An 18,991-nucleotide genomic window follows, 5' to 3' on the forward strand; every position below is an offset into this window, starting at 1 on the left:
TGTCGGCAAGTCTTGCGATGACGAAAAGGGGTGTGCCTTCCAATACCGAAAAAAGGGGTCATTGCGAGCCTGCTGAAAGGCAGGCGTGGCAATCTCATAAAAAGACAGAATTGCTTCAGGACTAAAGTATCTCGCACTCTCCATATATTTAACATACGCTACGAAAAAGAACAATTGCAATGACATTTTAGAATCGCTCAATCTATATTTTTACCGCTTAAAAGCTCCTCTGCATGCTTAAGAGAGCTTGACGTAACCCTTCCGCTAAGCATACGGGCAATCTCTTCCTTTCTTTCATACTCACTAAGAGGCTTTATCTCAACCTTTGTTTTTCCATCTTCAACATTTTTTTCAACTTTTAAATGATTGTCAGCCATAGCTGCTATCTGTGGAAGATGAGTAACGCATAATACTTGATGAAAGGTTGCAAGTTGCTTAAGCTTTCTACCAACATTCTCAGCCACTTTTCCTCCAATGCCTGCATCTATTTCATCAAAAAAAAGTGTAAGTTGATTGAGATGTATTGACTGCTGAGTATTGGATTTTAAGTATTGAATCTCAGCGCTTTTTATTGCAAGCATAAGTCTTGAAAGCTCTCCTCCTGAGGCGACTTTGTTTAAAGGCTTTGGAGGCTGGTCTGGATTTGCAGAGAAGTAAAACTCAACATCGTCAATTCCATTTAAACCTAAGGGTTTTGTAACAATTCTAACTTCAAAAACAGGATTTGAAAATCCAAGAAATTTGAGTTCCTCAATAATTTTTTCCTCAATTTCTCTTTTCTTCTGTTTTCTGTTATCTGAAATGTTTATGGCAAGTTCATTCAGTTCTTTCAAAAGAGCATTCAATTCCTTTTCTTTGATTTGAAGCTCCTCTTCTGAACAAGCCATTACTTCAAGCTCCTTTTTTGCATGTTCGCAATATCTTAAAACTTCCTCAATACTTCCACCATACTTTGACTTAAGCCTGTTAATCAATGTGAGTCTTTCCTCAATATTTTCAAGGAGATGCGGGTCTGGTTCATAACCTTCCTTTAATTTTCTTAAAAGATATACAGCCTCCTCAATCTGTGCAAAGGCGGTTTCTAAAAGATTCTTTAAATCCTCAGCCTTTGAATCAAATTTTATAAGCTCTTTAATTTGAACAAGAACTTTTGAAAGATTTGTATAAACTGAATTTCTGTCATTGTGAATAAGCTCAAATGCAGATTCTGCAATCTCTTTAATTTTGAGAACATTCCTTAAAATCTGACGCTTTTCATTAAGGTCTTTTTCCTCGTCAATACTTAATTTTGCCTTTTCAATTTCTTCAATTTGAAAGGCTAAAAGCTCTGCTTTCTGCTTTTTTTCGCTGATTTGAGTTTTAAGAGCTTCTGTCTCTTCCCTTAGGGTCAAATATTTTGAATATAAACTGTTAAATTTACTTACTTCAGTTTGTAACCCTGCAATTGTATCAAAAAATTCAATGTGATTTTCTTTCTTAAGAAGTGCGGTGTGTTCATGTTGTCCATGAATATTTATAAATCTGCTTGCAACTGCTGAAAAACCTTGCAAAGTATATGCAGAATCATTAATGTATGCCCTTGTTTTTCCCTGAAGATTAAGAACTTTTCTTAAAATTAAAATATCATCACCAAATTCATGTTCAACCTCAGTAATGACAACCTCAACAGTAGCCTCATTACTTCCATAACGAACATAATCAGCAGAAGATACTTTTTCCTTAAGAAGCACACTTAAGGCATCAACGATTATAGACTTGCCGGCACCAGTCTCACCTGTAATAACATTAAAACCCTTTCCTATAGAAACAGAAAGCCTCTCAATTATTGCAAAGTCCTTTATCCTGATTTCTTCTATCATTTAATTAAGCCGTAGCTACGCAAAACCTCCGCAAGTTTTTCTTTGTTTGCCTGAGACATTTCACAAAGGGGTAGTCTGAATTCTTCCCTTATTTTTCCCATCATTGCAAGAGCGGTTTTAACTGGAATAGGATTTGTCTCAATAAACATCGCCTTGTTCATTGGCTCAAGCTTATAGTGAATCTCTCTTGCCTTTGCAATATCTCCTCTTTCCCATGAATTGAAAACTTCTGCTACATCCTTTGGACATACATTTGCTGTAACTGAGATAAAGCCCTTTCCACCAAGAGCAAGAAGGGTGAGATTTGTAAAATCATCGCCTGAAAGCACTGTAAAATCACTGCCGCAAAGTCTAATCAAATCACTTACTTGCTTCATGTCTCCAGTTGCTTCTTTAATCCCAACAATTCTTGGATGTTCCCTCAGCCTTGCAACGGTCTGGGGAAGCATATTAAGAGAAGTTCTTCCTGGCACATTGTAAAGAATAATTGGAAGTCCTGTATTGTCAGCAATTGTTTTAAAATGCCTGTATAGTCCTTCTTGAGTTGGCTTATTGTAATATGGTGTTACAGAAAGCACTGCATCAGCACCAAGCTCCTCTGCTTTACGAGTAATCATAATTGCCTCATCAGTTGAGTTTGAACCTGTTCCTGCAATAACAGGAATTCTTTTGTTTACAACTTTAACTGTAATTTCAATAACCCTGTAATGCTCTTCATAATCAAGGGTTGATGCCTCTCCTGTTGTGCCACATGGAACTATTGCATGGGTGCCTTCCTGTATATGCCACTCAATAAGCTCTTCCAAAGCCTTCTCATCAATTTTTCCATCTTTAAACGGTGTAACAATTGCAACCATTGAACCTTTAAACATCTTTAAACCTCCAAAAGTTTTTATAAATTATACAAAATATATTGCAAATCAGGAAAGTTTTTCAATCAACAATTCTGACAAAATATCTGCAGTCTTTTGTACCTTTTCGCTTAATGAATGACCAAAATTGGTACTCATAGGTTGAATAGCAATAAGAAATACTTTACAGTCTATCTTTGCTTTAATATACTTTGTTAAAACTCCAAGACTGCTTTTATGGGTGAACAAAATTTTAGAATTAACTTCATCTTCTGAAAAAAAGGCTATGCTTCCTGCTTCAGAGTTCATTTCAACTGCATCAATGAAAATTAATACATCTGGATTTAATTGAACAATTTTGTCAGTAAATTTTTCAGGACTTTCACCACAATTGATTACATCTGCCTTTATTTTACCTTTGATTTTTTCTGCCACATAGCTTCCTACTGCGTCATCTTCCCTTAAAGGATGACCTACTGATAGGATTAAAACTTTGCCTTTAAGATTTTTCAGAAAATCTTCAAGATTCAATTTGCTCTGCAATAAGAGGCTTTATTTTTTTCTTTGATATTCCTAATGCCTGAGCAATTCCAAAAAGAATAGCCTCTGGACGAGGAGGACATCCCGGAATATAAAGATTTACTGGAATAATTTTATCAACCCCTCCAACAACATTGTAACTGTCAAACCATATCCCACCTTCAGTTGCACAAGAACCAAGAGCAATAACAATTTTTGGAGAGGGAGTAGCTTCGTAAGCCTGCTTTACAAAATCAACTGTTGCTCGTGTTACAGGACCAGAAATAACAAGGGCATCTGCATGTCTTGGAGAACTTACAGCTTTCATACCAAATCTCTCTATGTCATAATAGGGAGTAAGTATGTCAAGAAGCTCTATGTCACAGCCATTACATGCTCCTGTATTTACATGAAACACCCATACTGATTTTTTAAAAGCTCTCTGCGCCAACTTTTGAAGCAAAGACATAATTTCCCCCTTAATACATTGTTTTCATGATTGAAATTACCGTAGCATCAAGTAAAGTATAAAGAAGCTTTGGATAAATTCCCATGACAATCAAAAGCACTGCAACCAAAGCTGAGCAAATAACCATTGAATAAGGAAATTCTTGAACACTGGCATGTATTTGACGACTTAAGTGAGAGTTATGCCAAAATAATTTTATTGCAAATCTTAAAAGAGCCAGTGCACTAATAAATCCTGAAATTGCAAGAACTGCAGATGTCCATAAAAATCCTTTATCTGCAAGAGCAAACAAAATAGTAATAGAGCTTGAAAAACTGCTAAAAGGAGGCATTCCACCTACTGCCAAAGCTCCAATGAAAAATGGTATTGAAATTAAAGAAGCTCTTAATTGATGGCTTGTGTTTGTTGAAGAATGATAAATTAAAAGTCCTGCTGAGAAAAACAAAGCTCCTTTCATCAAAGTATGATTTAACATGTGAAACACTGCTCCAAAAAAAGCAGTATAACTATTTAACACTATTGCTACTGTCACTGCTCCCATTTCACTTATACTACTGTAAGCTATCATTCTTTTTACATCCTTTTGAGTAAATGCCATCAAAGCTCCAAACAGCATGCTTATTGAAGCAAGGCAAACTATAAAAAATTTAAACTCATCCAAATACAAGGCAAAGGCTGAAGTTGTTCTAATCAACCCATAAATTCCAAGCTTTGTTATCAATCCTGTCATAAACACAGTAGAAGCAGTAGGAGCCTCAGCATAAGAGTCTGGAAGCCATATGTGAAATGGCATAAGTCCAGCTTTTGTAAAGAATCCTATTGTCAAAAGACCTGCACAAAGTAGTGCTATATCCCTTGAAAGAAGTGCTACATTCTTTGAAATATTGCTAATTAAAACTTCCTCATGGGAGAAATAAGAAAGTAAAACAATACCAAGAAGGCTGAAAAGTATTCCTATGTTTACAATAAGAAGATACTTAAATCCTGCCTTAAGAGACTCTTTACTTTGTCTAAAGCAGATTAAATAAGCACAAATTATGCTACTTATTTCAAGGGTAATGTAGACAAACAAAATACTATTCAGAGAAAAACACAAATTTGAAAAGCCAAGGGAGAGCAATATCACGCTAAAGTATAAATTAAAACTTTCTTTTCTGTGCTCAAAAAATCTCTGCAGTTCCTTGTAGGAATAGATAATTGCAAAAAAAGTAATAAATTCAGCCATAAATTGCATAAAAATACTAAATCCATCAAAATAGAAATTTTCAGCAGCTTGAAATGGTTTTAAATCCGACATTACCTGTCCTGCATTGTGAATGTCACCGAAGGTAAGGCGTGGTAATGAAGAGATTGCTTCGTCGCTGAAGCTCCTCGCAATGACAGAAAGGGGTTCGCACTGATTTATTTTTAGCCATCCCAAAAATGTTCCAACTGCTGAAAGTAAAACTGAAAAACCAGACAATCCAACTTGTAAAAGCAAATTTTTACGAAGAACAAGAAGTAAAAGACCTGCAAATATTGGAGCAACAAAACTTAAGTAAATTAATTTTTCAAGCTCCATACTTTTAACCCCTTAAATCATCAGAAGTTTTTATACCATATCTTTTCTCTTGCATAATCAAAATCTTCCATCTCATTCCTATATAAATAAACAGAGTCATTGCAAGGATAAAGTTAAAAGTTAGAGCAATCTCAAAGGTTTTAGGCATATGAGGAAGTATGCCTATGAGAATTAAATGAATTCCATTTTCTATGATGAAAAAACTTACAGTCATCTTCAAAATATCAGCCTTTGAAACAATTAAAAATAAGCCAAAGATAAAAAGGGTTAGCCCTGAAGGAAAACAAGATAGAAATTGAGGCAAAATAATGTTTTTTAATTCTAAGGCAAAGTGATAACCTACAGCCAGCAAAACAATTGATACTGGAATTGAAAGGGGCAATATAATTGAAGGTTTTCTTTCCACTTCTATGTTTTTAAAAACCTGTATCAGAATAAAAGGCAAAACCGTTGCTCTAACAATTAAATCTAAAATCCCAATCAAATAAAGTGAGGGCATTTCATGAGAGTATCCGAGCATAAATAAAGAAATACTAATAAGTAAACCCTGTGGAATAAGAAAATATGAGGAAATTCTTAAGTTTTTTGACTCTCCAGAAATAAATGCAAAGAATAAAATCAAAACATAAATTACCTCCATATTACACTCCTAAAAGTGCTAAAAATATTGATGTAAGTGAAAATCCTGCAAGCGTTAAATTATATTTAAGTGCTTGGTCTATTCTAAGTCTTGGATTTAGTGCCTCAATCAGTGTGCTGATAAGAATAATAACTGCAACCTTAAAAAAGGCTATGATAATATTTATTAAGAAATTTGAAGTCATTGTCCAGGGAATAAAAATCTGTGCAAAAACAAGACAAATCAGCACCTGTTTTGACATATTTGCCCATTTTATGCATGCATACTTAGGACCACTTAATTCAATCAACACTCCCTCTGCAATTTCCTGTTCAGCCTCAGATATATCAAAGGGAATTTTTCCAATAAGTGCCTGAAGAGCAAGAAAAACACACACCGTAGCCAAAATCATTGATAGATTTGGTCCATTTTGATAGTACCATGTAACAATTTCTCCTATTTTGAAAGAACCAGCATTAATAGCTCCTGTTATTAGTGCTATTGCAAGGATTGGTTCCACAGAAAGATGAAGCATGATTTTTCTTGAAGCTCCCACATAAGCAAAGGGATTTTCAGATGCAGCTGCTGTCATAATTATTGCTATTCCTACAACAGTGATTATGTAAATAAAAAGAAAAATATCTCCCCAGAAACTAAAAGGTGGATTTAGCTCTGCAATAGGAACTAAAAGTGCAGCAACTCCCAAAGTTATCACGGTTAAATACGGTGAAATCCTAAAGAGAGGATTTACTGTAGAGATTAAGTCTTCCTTTCCCATAAGTTTTACAATATCGTAGTAAGACTGTAGTAGCGGTGGTCCTACTCTGCTCTGCAGAATTGCTCTTATCTTCCTTGTAACTCCATCAAAGAATGGTGAAATAAACAGAACAAAAATTATGTTCACTATTGCAGTAAGAATAATCCAATCTGTCTTCATAAGTTTACCTCAAATAAAAAATTATCAGCATTAATAAAACAATCCCGCCAATCAGCCAGAGAGTCGGTTTTTTAGTCAGCTTCTGATAAAGATTTCCCAAAAAATCAATAAAATTCTCAATCTTTTTTGCTAAAGGATAATAAAGCCATAAATCAGGATGCAATAACTTTATAAAAAAATAGGGCAAAGAAATTTTAATAGAAGGCAGATTTACAGGATAAAAAGCTACAAACTTTATTGAGCCAATTTTAAAACTCAACATCTTCTTAAATGGCTGATAAAAACTGTGTCCAGTATAAACGACTTCTTCAGGAAGATGCTCCTTACCACCATACCATGTCTCAACTTCTCTCTTTGGTGACTTTGCATATTTCTCAAAGCCAAGAATTATAAGCGAAAGTATTAAGACAAAAATCATGACATAAATCGGAAACCATGCACCAGTACTTATCCCTTCACTGAAAGTTATGCTTACTCCTGCAAAATTGGTTGAAAATACAGTTGAAAACGCTGGAACTGAAATATCCAAAGAAGATGATACTGCTAAATAAATGATTTTCAGAGGAATAAACGGCAACACTCCTGCTAAAAGACATACAATAGCAAGAATCATTTGAGGGAAACTTATTGAAAATGGAACATCTCTTTTATCATCAATTACTCCCCTTAGTTTTCCCATAAAAGCAGAGTTTACAAATTTAAGGAATGAAGCCAAAGTAATAGCAGAAATAAAAACAGATATTATTCCAAAAATTATAAATGCAAATTTTACAATAAAATTGCACTCATTAACTTGTGATGCCCATATTGAACTTTCAAAAATGAGAAGTTTAGATAAAAATCCATTAAACGGCGGAACTCCTGCAATTGAAAGAGAGCCTACTATCGCTGTTACTGCCACAGCAGGCATAACTTTAAGCAATCCAGAAACTTTATTTAAATCAGTTGTTCCTGTCTTATAAAAAATTGCTCCAGCATTAAGGAATAAAAGACTTTTGTATATTGCATTGTTAAAAACATGAAAAAGCCCTCCAATCAGTGCCACTAATCCTAAGAAAGGATTAATATTGATAAAGTAAAGTCCTACTCCTATTCCAAGCAACATATAGCCAACCTGACCAATTGCATGAAAGGACATAAGTCTTTTTGCCTCATCCTGTGCAAGGGCTGCCAATGTTCCTACAAATATTGATATCACGCCAAAGGTAGCTACTATAAATCCCCATACTTGAGTATGAAATGACAAAGGAACAACAGATAGGAAAAATCTAACAAGAGCGTAAACAGCAAGTTTTGACATTACTCCACCAAAGAAAGAAGAGGCAGAAGAAGGTGGCTGTGGATAAGTATTTGGTAGCCAAAATCCAAATGGAAGAATTCCAGCTTTTGTTACAAAGGCTATAAATATGCAAAATAAAACAAAATGAGCAAGGACAGAATTATTTTCTACAATAAACTGTAAAGCTTTCTTTATTTCATAGAAGCTGAAGTCTTTGCTATAAGAATACAATATCACTGCTGCTAATATTAAGAAAACAGCTGCCACATGGGTGGTAATAAAATACTGTAGCCCTCCTTTCAATGCTTCCTTTTTCTCTTTATCAAAAACAACAATATACCAAGAAGTTAATGTCATAAACTCCCAAAAAATTATAAAGAAAAGCAAGTCCTTCACACTTACAAGTCCAATACATGAAAGAAAAAGCAACATAAGAGATGGATAAAATTTTGTAGGTGAATGCTTTTCATAGGCATTCAAATATTTCCATGAAAACACAGAAACACAAAAAGAAACAATTGCTATGATTAACAGAAACAAAGCTGATAAGGCATCTAAACTAATTAAAAATGACGAATTTAAGAGCGGAGTTAGGGAAAGAAGTTTGTCCTCTAATGTTTTATTTTCAATAAAAATATCTGCGCAAACATATATTAAGCACACAGAAGACAAGGCAGTAAGTAAGAAATTTATAAATCCTGAAACAAATTTATTGCGAATAAAGGATGTAATTAAAGCCCCGCTCAGCAAAGCCAAAAATGATATATACAAATACACCATTTAAAAACCTCCAAATAAAGCCTTTACAAAGGGATAACCAATCAAAGGCGAAACTAAACTAAGAATTAAAAGAGAAATCAAGCTCAATTTTATTGAAAAAGGTATTTCATTTTTTGCTAAAACAACCTTTTGAGTTGGTGTTCCAAAGAAAACCTTCTGTCCAACAAAGATATACCAGCAGAATGCAAGAATACTTTCTAAAATTGCAATCACACCAAAAACAACAGTATTAATATTTTCAAAGGCTCCAGTAAAAATCATAAATTTACTCCAAAATCCTGAAAATGGCGGAACTCCAACAATTGAAAACATTCCTACAAGAAAACATGCTGACAAAAGAGGAAATTTACTTGACAGTCCACCCAACTCTTGAATACTCTTTGAACCTGTTGCATAAGCAATTGCACCTACAGAAAGGAAAAGTAATCCTTTGGCAAAACCATGATTTATTATGTGAAATATTCCACCCATTGCACCCGTTTTTGAGCCAAAGATTCCAATGGAAACTCCCAATAAAATGTAACCTAAATGTCCAATTGTTGAATAAGCAAGAATTTTCTTTAAATCATACTGAAAATAATAGAGAATAACAGAAATTATCATTGTAAGCACTGAGACCACACCAACAAGCACTGCACAATAATTTGACAAATCAGGATTTGACAGATAAAGCCTTGCAACCAAATAAACTCCTGCCTTTACCATTGCAGCAGCATGTAGATAGGCACTTACTGGAGTTGGAGCAACCATTGCATCAGGAAGCCATGTAAAAAGGGGAACCTGTGCTGATTTTGCTGATGCTGCAAAGAATAAAAGAGCAAAAACTATAAATTTGCTTGACTGTGGTAAAGATGAAATAGCTGAAAAATCAAAGGATTTGCTCTGAGTATAAAGCATAGCAAGGGCAATTAAAAAACATATCCCTCCTATGTGTGTCATAATAAATGCCTTTAAACCTGAAAAAGTAGCTGTCTGGTCCTTTGTATATGAAATTAAAGCCCAAGAGCACAGAGTTGTTATTTCCCAGAAGAAAAAAACCTGAAGAAGATTTGTTGCTGATACAATTCCAACCATTGCTCCAATAAAAAGAAGTATAAGAAAATAATAACTTCCATAAGGTTCATGAAATGGATGATCAGCATTCTTAGGTGACATATATCCATAGGAGTAAAGAACAACAAAAAAGCCAATAACAGTTATAAGAATTAACATTATTGAAGTTAAAGCATCATTTTGAAGGCTAAAGACAAAATCTGAATTGAGCCAGTTAAAAGAAATTAAATTATATGTTACTTTTGGGAAATAAAACACTTCACTAAAAACATTTAACATGCTAAAACAAAGAGTAATAAGTGCAAAAAAAACAGCAAAAATTCCTGAATTTTTATCTTTAAAGAAATAAGATATTAAAGCTCCTGTAAAAGGCATTATCAATGTTAAAAGTAAAAAATCCATTGTTAATTACCATTCTCCTATTGTTTTCTTTTACATGCTGGACAAATTTTAAGCTTATTGATATTTTCTTCGCTTTTTTCTTGAAGTTTTTCAACCTGTTTTTTAAACATATTGTAAGTCATAAATGGCTTTCCGCAAAGCAGACACTTAACCATACTTATTTTTATCATTATTTCCAAATCCTGCTTGTTATCTGTTGCGAGTTCAAATTCATTGGTAATCTGAATAGCCTTTTCAGGACAAGCATTGGCACATCTGCCACAGTAAATACATCTGCCAGCTGAAAAATGCACAATTTTAGCATCACCCAAATCTTTAATTTCTATAAGCCTTGAAGGACAAGTCCTCACACACATTCCGCATCCAATGCATTTGTTCGGATCAACCTTCAGTCTTCCCCTTAAATTTTCAGGTGGTTTTATAGGCACAAAGGAGTAAGGTCTTGTAATTTTTTTATGCCTTGAAAAAAGTAGCAAAGCCTTTATTTTGCCCTTGAGCATCTTCGCAATTCCTCTGCAGTATATACCTTTACTTTTTTGTTTTTTAAATCCACTGCTTCAAGCCTTTCTGTACATGAAAAACAAGGATCAATGCTTGCAATAATCAAAGGTGCATCAGCTATTGTTTCACCTTTTAGAAGAACTGAAAGAGCCTGATAGTTTTGATAAGAAGGTGCTCTCACACTCCATCTGTAGGGTCTTCCTTCAGGTCCTGTCATTACATAATGAAAAAGTTGTCCTCTCGGTGCCTCTACATAGGATATAGCCTCTTTCCAATGCTCTATTTTTGAAATTTTTACAGAAGTTGGACCTTCAGGCATATTTTCTATTATTTGCTTTAACATATTTATTGATATAAAAATTTCCTCCAATCTTACTAAAGTTCTTGCCCATATGTCTCCTTCTTTTTGTATAGGCATTATGAATTCCAAATTAGGATAAGCAGCATAGGGCATATTCTTTCTCATATCAATCCTTATATTTGAAGCTCTTGCAACAGGTCCACCAACAAAATATTTTTTCGCATCTTCTTCAGTTAGAATTCCAACATTTTTAAATCTTAACTGAATAACTTCATCATCAATAATAATGTCCCTTAATTGTTTAACATCTTTTTCAATTTCAGTAATAACATTTTCCATATCCTTTAAATGCTGCGGGAGAACATCTATTGTTACTCCACCAACTATGTTTATTCCAAAGGTCTTTCTGTTACCTGTTATCATTTCACATAAATACATAACAGGCTCGCGAATTCTCCATGCTTCCATGAACAAAGTGTCAAAACCAACAATATGTGCTGCAAGACCCACCCATAGAAGATGGCTGTGAATTCTTTCAAGTTCAAGGAACATGCTTCGTATAAATTTTGCCCTCATTGGAATTTCTATATCTGCAGCCTTTTCAACTGCCTGACAATAGGCTGTTGAATGAACAAAGCCGCAAATTCCACAAATTCTTTCTGCAAGAAAAGGAACTTGCTGATAATTCAGGGCACTCTCAGCAAGTTTTTCAATCCCTCTATGAACATAAAAGCCTCTATAGTCAAAATCAACAATTTCCTCTCCTTCAACGATGAGTCTAAAGTAAGCAGGCTCTTCAAGGGATGGATAAAATGGTCCAATTGGAATAACTGTTCTTCCTTCACTTGGTTTTTTTAACTCAACTTTGCTCTCTGATTGGATAGGAGGCTTAGTGTTATATGAAAAGTTTTTTCTTAAAGGATATACCCCTTCGGGCCAATCATCAGAAAGAACAAGCCTTCTTGGATCAGGATGTCCTTCAAAATCAACTCCAAAAAGGTCTTTGCACTCCCTTTCAGCCCATATAACTCCCGGAATTATATCTGAAACTGAAGAGATTGTGGGAGAGGAAGCTTCCAAATCAGTTTTAACAATAATATTAAATCCATCTTTTAAAAGAAGAAAAAAGTAGTTAAGCTGAATTTTACTTTTTTCAGGAAAATCTATTGCAGTTAAATGAACAAATCTTGCACCTTGTTGAACAATAAGTCTCGCAACTTCTTTTATCTGATATGGAGAGGCAAAAACAACTAAATTTTCTTTTACTGTCTCTACTTTTGCTATAGAAGAAATTTCTGTGTTCATCATAATTTTATTTGACTTTTCTTAAAAAACTTTCTATATCAAAATCTCTTCCCACAATTTCCTTTGCTTTCATAGCCTTTTCTTTTTCTCTTATTACTGCCTTTCCCATTAGTTTTTCCATTCTGTCAACCGCTGTAAATGTGTCCATTGAAGTTACAATTATTGGTATTCCCTTAGCCTTAGCAATTCCAGTTACTGTGGCACTAACATGCATTCCACCTGTAAGAATTAAACATTTTGTTGATGTCTCCATAGCAACTATCTGAATATCTGTCCTGTAAACACCTGTGATTACTGCTTTGTTAGGAATTCTTAAGAAATATGATAGAGCTGTTTCTGGATCCATTGCACCTATTGAGATGTTTTCAACAATTTCATCAAGTTTATCTTCGCAGCAGACAACGCCTCCATTTACAGCTTCCATAAGCCTTCTTACTGTAACTGCTTCAAGGAACTTATCTTTTTTAAATGCTCCAAGCACATTAATCCCATTTGATTCCATAAAAGGAATTACCTTCTCTTTTATATGGTGATACTGCTCTGGTGCAATTTTATTTATAACAGCTCCAATGAATTTATCTTTTGTTATCTCTTTAATTCCGAATATATCATCCATAGCAAGCTCACTATCCCAATGCTGAATAGCAATAACCTTTCCATTTGTTTCATTTGCGAGATTTATAGAACTTATGCCAAGTGTATACCCTTCAAATATGTTATTTGCACCAACGACTATTACAAAATCTTTATCAGATAAGCTACTGAACGAATTTAATACCTTCTCCTTTACTTTTAAGTCTGCACCTTCCAAAAGCTTGTATTGAGTTTCATAGGTAAATACAAAAGGAGAAATTATGCTTAAAGGTTCTTCAAGTCCTAATATTTCCTTTATAAATACCGCTTCTTCATCAAAAATTTCTTCTCCCTTTCTTAAGGGAATTTTTCCAAGAGGTCTTACATATCCAATTTTATAGCCCTTTTCTTTAAGAGTCAAAGCTAAACCTATAGCAAAAAAGTTCTTCCCTGTAAATGGACGATTTGAAATTATAAAAATTGGTATCATTTTTTCTCCTCCATATTCTCCTCAGATTTTGTTGATGAGGGATCTAAAAACATCTGTTCTTCCTTTAAAAGCCTATTCCAATTCTTATCTATTGTTTCCTGAAATTGTTCAATCAGCTTTTCTTTTCCCGGCTCAAAAAGATGTTTAAATCTTCCCTGTGCTTTTAAAAATTCTACCACTGGCTTTTTCTCTCTTGGCTTGAATGTAACCCTTGTCTGTCCCTCTTCTACTTCATACAGAGGCCAAAAGCATGTCTCAACTGCCAGTCTGCTTAGCAGTATGGCATCATCTGTCCTTGACCTCCATCCACGATTACACGGGGAGAATATGTTTATAAACTTCGGCCCCTGTATCTCAAGTGCTTTCCTTACTTTCTTCATTAAGTCTGCCCAATGACTTGGTGATGCCTGCGCTACATATGGTATTCCATGTGCTGCCATTATCCGTGTGAGGTCCTTCCTCTGCTGAGGCTTCCCGGGTATTGCTGAACCTACTGGACATGTTGTTGTGTCTGCAAAGGTTGGTGTTGCACCTGAACGCTGTATTCCTGTGTTCATGTATGCTCCGTTGTCATAGCAGATGTAAAGCATGTTATGCCATCTTTCCATTGCTCCCGATAAAGCCTGAAATCCTATGTCATATGTTCCTCCATCTCCTCCAAAGGCAATAAATTTTATCTCTTTGTCTATTTTGCCTTGCTTCTTTAATGATTTATACATCGCCTCTACTCCAGACAAGGTGGCAGCTACATTTTCAAAGGCATTGTGTATCCATGGCACTTTCCATGCTGTGTATGTGGATATACAGGAGGAGACTTCAAGACATCCTGTTGAGCTCGCCGCTACTACCGGATAGTCACATGCTGCAAGTAGTACCATCTTCACCACTATGGGTGCTCCACATCCTGCACAAAGCCTATGCCCTGCTGTAAATCTTAGTTCTTGCTTTGATAGTTCTTTTAAGTTAATCGGTGTTGCCATGCTATTCCCTCACTCCTATGTATTCTTTTGTTGTCTTTATTTTCCCTGTCTCTGCTATCTCTTTAAGCTCCTCAATAACTTCTGCTGCATGCTCTGGCATAAAGTCCCTTCCACCCAGTCCATATATTCTGTTTATAAGCAATGGTTTTTCTTTGTGGTTTATCAAGCTTGTTGCTATATCAAGATAAAGAGGTCCCATTGAGCCTCCAAATGCATCTGCTCTGTCAAGCACACATACTGCTTTAAGATGCTTTAAGGCTTGTGCTATCTCTTCATACGGAAATGGTCTGTAAAGTCTGGGTTTAAGTAGTCCTACTTTTATTCCTCTGTCTCTGTACTCATCAACAACATCCTTTGCTGTTCCTGCTGCTGAGTTAAGTATTACAAGTGCTATCTCTGCATCATTGAGTCTGTATGATTCAAATAGTCCATAGGCTCTGCCTGATATTTTTTCAAATTCTTTTGCTACTTGAAGCACTACTTGGGGAACTTTTTTGTAGACTTCCGAATTTGCCCTTCTTACTTCCATGTAAAGATCAGGCAGTATTAGTGGTCCGTAACTTTTTGGTTTGTCTATATCAAGCAGTGGATAAAGAGGCTTGTATTCTCCTACAAATTTTTGTACTACTTCGTCATCAAGATACTCTATTCTTTCTATTGAGTGGCTTATTATGAAGCCGTCATAGCATACCATGACTGGAAGTCTTATTTCCATGTGCTCTGCTATTCTGAATGCCTGTATTGTGTTGTCATAGGCTTCCTGTGCGTTCTCACTCCACAGTTGTATCCATCCACTGTCCCTTGCTCCCATTGCATCTGAATGGTCACAGTGTATGTTTATCGGGGCAGACAATGCCCTGTTTACAACTGGCATTACTATGGGAAGCCTTAAGCCTGAGGCTATAAATAGTATCTCCCACATGAGTGCCAATCCCTGTGATGATGTTGCTGTTGCAACCCTGCCTCCTGCAGCTGCTGCACCAACACAGGCACTCATTGCTGAATGCTCACTCTCAACCAGTATTAGCTCTGTCTTTACTTGCCCATTTGATACAAAGGAGGCAAATCTCTGCATTAGCTCTGTCTGAGGTGTTATCGGATATGCTGCACATACATCTGGATTTATCTGACGAAATGCATTGGCTACTGCCTCGTTTCCTGTTACTGCTACTATCTTCGTCATTACTTTACCTCCTCCTGCATTACTATTGCCTTGTTGCCTTTCTTGCCGGGACACTCCAATGCACAAATTCCACAGCCCTTGCAGTAGTCATAGTCAAATTCTTCCCTTTTTCCATCCTTTACTTTTACTGCATTGTCTGGACAGTAAAGCCAGCAAAGCAGACAATGGATACAGTTTTCCTTTATCCAAACAGGCTTGAATGTCCTCCATGAGCCTGTCTTGAATTTTAAGGCACTTCCTGCCTCAAGTATTACCATTCCTTCAGGTATTTCTTTCCAGCTCATCATCCCTGCTTTACCTCCTCGTAACCTCTCTTGACTGCAAGAAGGTTACCGTCTATTATTTTTTGTGCAAATTTCTTCCCAAAACTCTTCCTTACATCCTCAAGCAATGTCTCTAATTCAACAAGCCCTGTTGCCCTGTTTAATGCTCCTACCATCGGTGAGTTAGGCATTGGTCTACCAAAACACTCAATTGCTATCTTTGTTGCATCAACTACATAAAGCTTCTGCGTTGGCTTAAGCTTTAGCTTTTCCCTTAGCTCCTGTGGCTCCTTTGATGAGTTTACAACAAAAATTGCATCATCCTTTGCTCCTTCTGTAACATCTATGCTCTCTATGAGTGTGGGATCTACTACAACTACTACATCAGGATTTGCCACAGGACAATGCATCCTTAGTTCCTTTGAACTTATTCTGTTGTATGCCCTAAGTGGTGCACCTGCCCTCTCTGGTCCATACTCGGGAAATGCCTGAACATGTCTGCCTCCACTTAAACACGCATCAGCAAATACTTTAGCAGCAGTCACTGTTCCCTGCCCTCCCCTTCCATGCCACCTTATCTCTACTTTTTCCATATTACACCCCTTAAAAAATTTTTTAATCTGAGATTATTATTCTTGCATCAAGTCCAATTCCACCGTTATACATGATAAGGTAAGGATTAATATCTACTTCCCTAATCATAGGAATATCCTGAACAAGTTTTGAAAGTCTTCTTATACATTTTACAATTTCGTTTTTATCGTAAGGTTTTTCTCCTCTCACTCCATCTAATATTCTGCTACCCCTTATCTCTGAAATCATGTCAAAGGCTTCTTGCTCTGTGACAGGAACTATTCTGAATGAAACATCTTTGAGAACTTCTACATATATTCCCCCAAGTCCAAACATTATCATATGTCCGAATGTTCTATCGTAGGTTACTCCAAGAATTATCTCTTTTCCTCCTGTAACCATCTCATAAATCATTACACCTTCAATGTATGCCTCTGGCATGAGTCTTTTCACATTCGTGGTTATTTCTACAAATGCGTTGTAAACAGCCTTTTCATTGGTAAGATTAAGCTTTACTCCGCCAACATCTGTCTTGTGCAATATATGGGGAGATGAGATTTTCATAACAACAGGATATCCAATTCTTTCTGCAATTGCTACTGCTTCCATAGGTGTTTTTGCAAGTGCTCTTTCTGGAAAGGAAAATCCATACAGGGAGAGAACCTGCATCGCCTCCTCTCCGCCAAGTTCATAAAGTCCTTTCTCTTTCATTTGTAAAATTATTTCTTGAGCCCTTTTGATGTTTTCAGATGGTATTTCAAGCTGTGAAATTTCAAATTCAGATTTATTTTTTATTTCCACATAATTTATTAGTCTACTATAGGAATTGATTGCCACTGTAGGGTCTGTAAAGCATGGTATATTTGAAGATTTTAGTTTTTTTATTCCGTTTTTTACTCTTATACCTCCAATAAAAGATGCAAACACTGGCTTTTCTGTATCTTTTGAAGCTGAGATAACAACATCTGCTATATTGTCAACGTCTGTCATTGCTTGAGGAGTAAGTAAAACACAAATTCCCTCTGCTACTTTGTCTTTTATTGCCTGCTCAAGTACAACTTTATATCTTTCCGAAGTAGCATCTCCAATAACATCAACAGGATTGTAAAGAGAAGCTGTAGGAGGAAGTTTCTCCGCAATTTCATCTATTGATTCCCTGCTCATGGGAGGTAATTTTATTCCAAGTTTGTCCGCTGTATCCGCTGCAATTATACCAGGTCCTCCTGCATTGGTTACTATAAGAAGATTTCTTCCCTTAGGAAATTTTTTAGATAAAAACATTTCAGCTATTTCAAAGAGTTCTTCAATACTATATGCCCTTATAATTCCTGATTTTTTGAATGCCTCAGTGAATGCCCTGTCAGAACCTGCCAAAGCACCAGTGTGTGAAGAGGCAGCCCTTGCTCCAGCTTCAGTTGCTCCAGATTTAATGAGAATTACAGGTTTTATTTTTGTAACCTCTGTTGCAACTCTAAGAAATCTTTTACCATCAATAATATCTTCTATGTAACCTAATATTACATCCGTATCTGGGTCATTTGCAAAGTATTCAATAAAATCTGTCTCATTTAAATCAGCTTTATTACCAAAACTTACAAATTTTGAAAATCCAAAATTATTCTCAATAGCCCAATCTATTATTGCCACACCTAAAGCACCAGACTGGGAGAAAAAAGCTATTCTTCCTGCCGGTGGAAGTTCTGCAGCAAAGGATGCATTCATCCTATTTTTAGTATTCATAACACCAAGACAATTAGGTCCGACCATTCTTATTCCTGCACTTCTTACTATTTCAACTATTTCTCTTTCTCTTGCAACCCCTTCACCTCCAACTTCCTTAAAACCTGCTGTAATAACAACTACTCCTTTAACACCTGCTTGTGCACAGTCTCTTAAAGCATCTGCTACTGCTTTAGCAGGAATAACAATAATTGCAAGGTCAACTTTATCTGGAATAGCTGATACAGAGGGATAACATTTTAATGATAAAATTTCACTTCTTTTAGGATTAACAGGATAAATCTTACCAGAATAGCCATCAATGAGATTTTTCAAGACAGCATATCCAACTTTAGTCTCCTCAGAAGTAGCACCAATGACAGCAATTGCAGAAGGATTAAATATACAGTCAATAAGGTTTATTTGCGGAGAATTTTCAGCCATTTTCACTCTCCTCAATTATAAAAATAGTTTTTTAAATTATACACTTCTCGTAACAAATTGTAAATCAGAAAAATCTTACACAGAGTAAGAACATTCTTACATCTTTGCTTGTCTGTTTTATTTACTATTGTAAGGCTCGCTTAAAATCAATAAATAATTGTAAATTTATCGCTTTTTATACAAAAATTAGCGTGCCATTGCGAAGCATTTTCCTCTTCGTCATTCCGTAGCATTCTCCTTCCTCTTCAATGCAAATCGTCTTCCTTTAATCATCAATGCAAGGCATCTTCCTTCCTTATCATTCAGAGCACTTTCTTTTCCGTAATTGCG

18 protein-coding genes are annotated in these 18,991 nt (G+C 35.6%); 1 reads left to right on the top strand and 17 read right to left on the bottom strand.

Features of this window, described 5'->3' with window-relative positions; translation table 11 throughout:
• Positions 1-197 precede the first annotated feature (197 nt).
• Genes recN through ACYQ3P_RS05220 form a run of 8 tightly spaced genes read right to left on the bottom strand, consistent with a single transcriptional unit; the run spans position 198 to position 8,634 of the window.
• Complete coding sequence (gene recN, locus ACYQ3P_RS05185) at positions 198-1,859, bottom strand: DNA repair protein RecN (protein ID WP_460176877.1); 1,662 nt, start codon at positions 1,857-1,859, stop codon at positions 198-200.
• The gene (gene dapA / locus ACYQ3P_RS05190; RefSeq protein WP_460176878.1) at positions 1,856-2,731 is read right to left on the bottom strand and encodes a 4-hydroxy-tetrahydrodipicolinate synthase; all 876 of its coding nucleotides are present in this window, start codon (positions 2,729-2,731) and stop codon (positions 1,856-1,858) included. Before dapA ends, recN begins: the two co-directional genes overlap by 4 nt.
• Positions 2,732-2,779: 48 nt before the next feature.
• A complete protein-coding gene (locus tag ACYQ3P_RS05195; RefSeq protein WP_460176879.1) occupies positions 2,780-3,241 on the bottom strand; it encodes a hydrogenase 3 maturation endopeptidase HyCI in 462 nt (153 codons plus the stop codon).
• Entirely contained in the window at positions 3,231-3,698 is a 468-nt protein-coding gene (locus ACYQ3P_RS05200) for an NADH-quinone oxidoreductase subunit B family protein (protein ID WP_460176880.1), read from the bottom strand. The genes ACYQ3P_RS05195 and ACYQ3P_RS05200 overlap by 11 nt, the downstream gene beginning before the upstream one ends.
• 10 nt (positions 3,699-3,708) lie before the next feature.
• Complete coding sequence (locus tag ACYQ3P_RS05205; RefSeq protein ID WP_460176881.1) at positions 3,709-5,259, bottom strand: complex I subunit 5 family protein; 1,551 nt, start codon at positions 5,257-5,259, stop codon at positions 3,709-3,711.
• A 4-nt stretch (positions 5,260-5,263) separates the two neighbouring features.
• The gene (locus ACYQ3P_RS05210; protein WP_460176882.1) at positions 5,264-5,899 is read right to left on the bottom strand and encodes a hypothetical protein; all 636 of its coding nucleotides are present in this window, start codon (positions 5,897-5,899) and stop codon (positions 5,264-5,266) included.
• Between the two features lies 1 nt (position 5,900).
• Positions 5,901-6,815, bottom strand: a complete 915-nt coding sequence (locus tag ACYQ3P_RS05215) for a respiratory chain complex I subunit 1 family protein (protein ID WP_460176883.1) — start codon at positions 6,813-6,815, stop codon at positions 5,901-5,903.
• 4 nt (positions 6,816-6,819) lie between these two features.
• The gene (locus ACYQ3P_RS05220) at positions 6,820-8,634 is read right to left on the bottom strand and encodes a complex I subunit 5 family protein (RefSeq protein WP_460176884.1); all 1,815 of its coding nucleotides are present in this window, start codon (positions 8,632-8,634) and stop codon (positions 6,820-6,822) included.
• On the opposite strand from ACYQ3P_RS05220, the gene ACYQ3P_RS05225 reads away from it, so the two are divergent.
• Positions 8,618-8,878, top strand: a complete 261-nt coding sequence (locus ACYQ3P_RS05225; protein WP_460176885.1) for a hypothetical protein — start codon at positions 8,618-8,620, stop codon at positions 8,876-8,878. The two genes, ACYQ3P_RS05220 and ACYQ3P_RS05225, sit on opposite strands and share 17 nt — an antisense overlap.
• Here the strand turns inward: ACYQ3P_RS05225 and ACYQ3P_RS05230 are convergent.
• The 9 genes from ACYQ3P_RS05230 to acs are packed head-to-tail and all read right to left on the bottom strand — an operon-like array spanning position 8,875 to position 18,661.
• Positions 8,875-10,329, bottom strand: coding sequence for a hydrogenase 4 subunit D (locus ACYQ3P_RS05230; RefSeq protein WP_460176886.1), 1,455 nt, complete (start codon positions 10,327-10,329; stop codon positions 8,875-8,877). The genes ACYQ3P_RS05225 and ACYQ3P_RS05230 overlap by 4 nt on opposite strands.
• Positions 10,330-10,346: 17 nt before the next feature.
• On the bottom strand, positions 10,347-10,829 hold the full coding sequence (locus tag ACYQ3P_RS05235; RefSeq protein WP_460176887.1) for a 4Fe-4S dicluster domain-containing protein: 483 nt from the start codon (positions 10,827-10,829) through the stop codon (positions 10,347-10,349).
• Complete coding sequence (locus tag ACYQ3P_RS05240; protein WP_460176888.1) at positions 10,811-12,439, bottom strand: hydrogenase large subunit; 1,629 nt, start codon at positions 12,437-12,439, stop codon at positions 10,811-10,813. Before ACYQ3P_RS05240 ends, ACYQ3P_RS05235 begins: the two co-directional genes overlap by 19 nt.
• A 4-nt stretch (positions 12,440-12,443) precedes the next feature.
• Positions 12,444-13,499: a DRTGG domain-containing protein gene (locus ACYQ3P_RS05245; protein ID WP_460176889.1), complete on the bottom strand. Its 1,056-nt coding sequence runs from the start codon at positions 13,497-13,499 to the stop codon at positions 12,444-12,446.
• Positions 13,496-14,479, bottom strand: coding sequence for a thiamine pyrophosphate-dependent enzyme (locus ACYQ3P_RS05250; protein WP_460176890.1), 984 nt, complete (start codon positions 14,477-14,479; stop codon positions 13,496-13,498). Before ACYQ3P_RS05250 ends, ACYQ3P_RS05245 begins: the two co-directional genes overlap by 4 nt.
• 1 nt (position 14,480) lies before the next feature.
• Positions 14,481-15,662 carry a pyruvate ferredoxin oxidoreductase gene (gene porA / locus ACYQ3P_RS05255; RefSeq protein ID WP_460176891.1) on the bottom strand — a complete coding sequence of 394 codons (1,182 nt, stop codon included), beginning with the start codon at positions 15,660-15,662 and terminating at the stop codon, positions 14,481-14,483.
• Positions 15,662-15,949, bottom strand: coding sequence for a 4Fe-4S binding protein (locus ACYQ3P_RS05260; protein WP_460176892.1), 288 nt, complete (start codon positions 15,947-15,949; stop codon positions 15,662-15,664). The genes porA and ACYQ3P_RS05260 overlap by 1 nt, the downstream gene beginning before the upstream one ends.
• Positions 15,946-16,518 carry a 2-oxoacid:acceptor oxidoreductase family protein gene (locus ACYQ3P_RS05265; protein ID WP_460176893.1) on the bottom strand — a complete coding sequence of 191 codons (573 nt, stop codon included), beginning with the start codon at positions 16,516-16,518 and terminating at the stop codon, positions 15,946-15,948. Before ACYQ3P_RS05265 ends, ACYQ3P_RS05260 begins: the two co-directional genes overlap by 4 nt.
• A gap of 22 nt (positions 16,519-16,540) precedes the next feature.
• A complete protein-coding gene (gene acs / locus ACYQ3P_RS05270; protein WP_460176894.1) occupies positions 16,541-18,661 on the bottom strand; it encodes an acetate--CoA ligase alpha subunit in 2,121 nt (706 codons plus the stop codon).
• Between the last annotated feature and the right edge of the window lie 330 nt (positions 18,662-18,991).

Source organism: Thermodesulfovibrio hydrogeniphilus, from assembly GCF_054657355.1.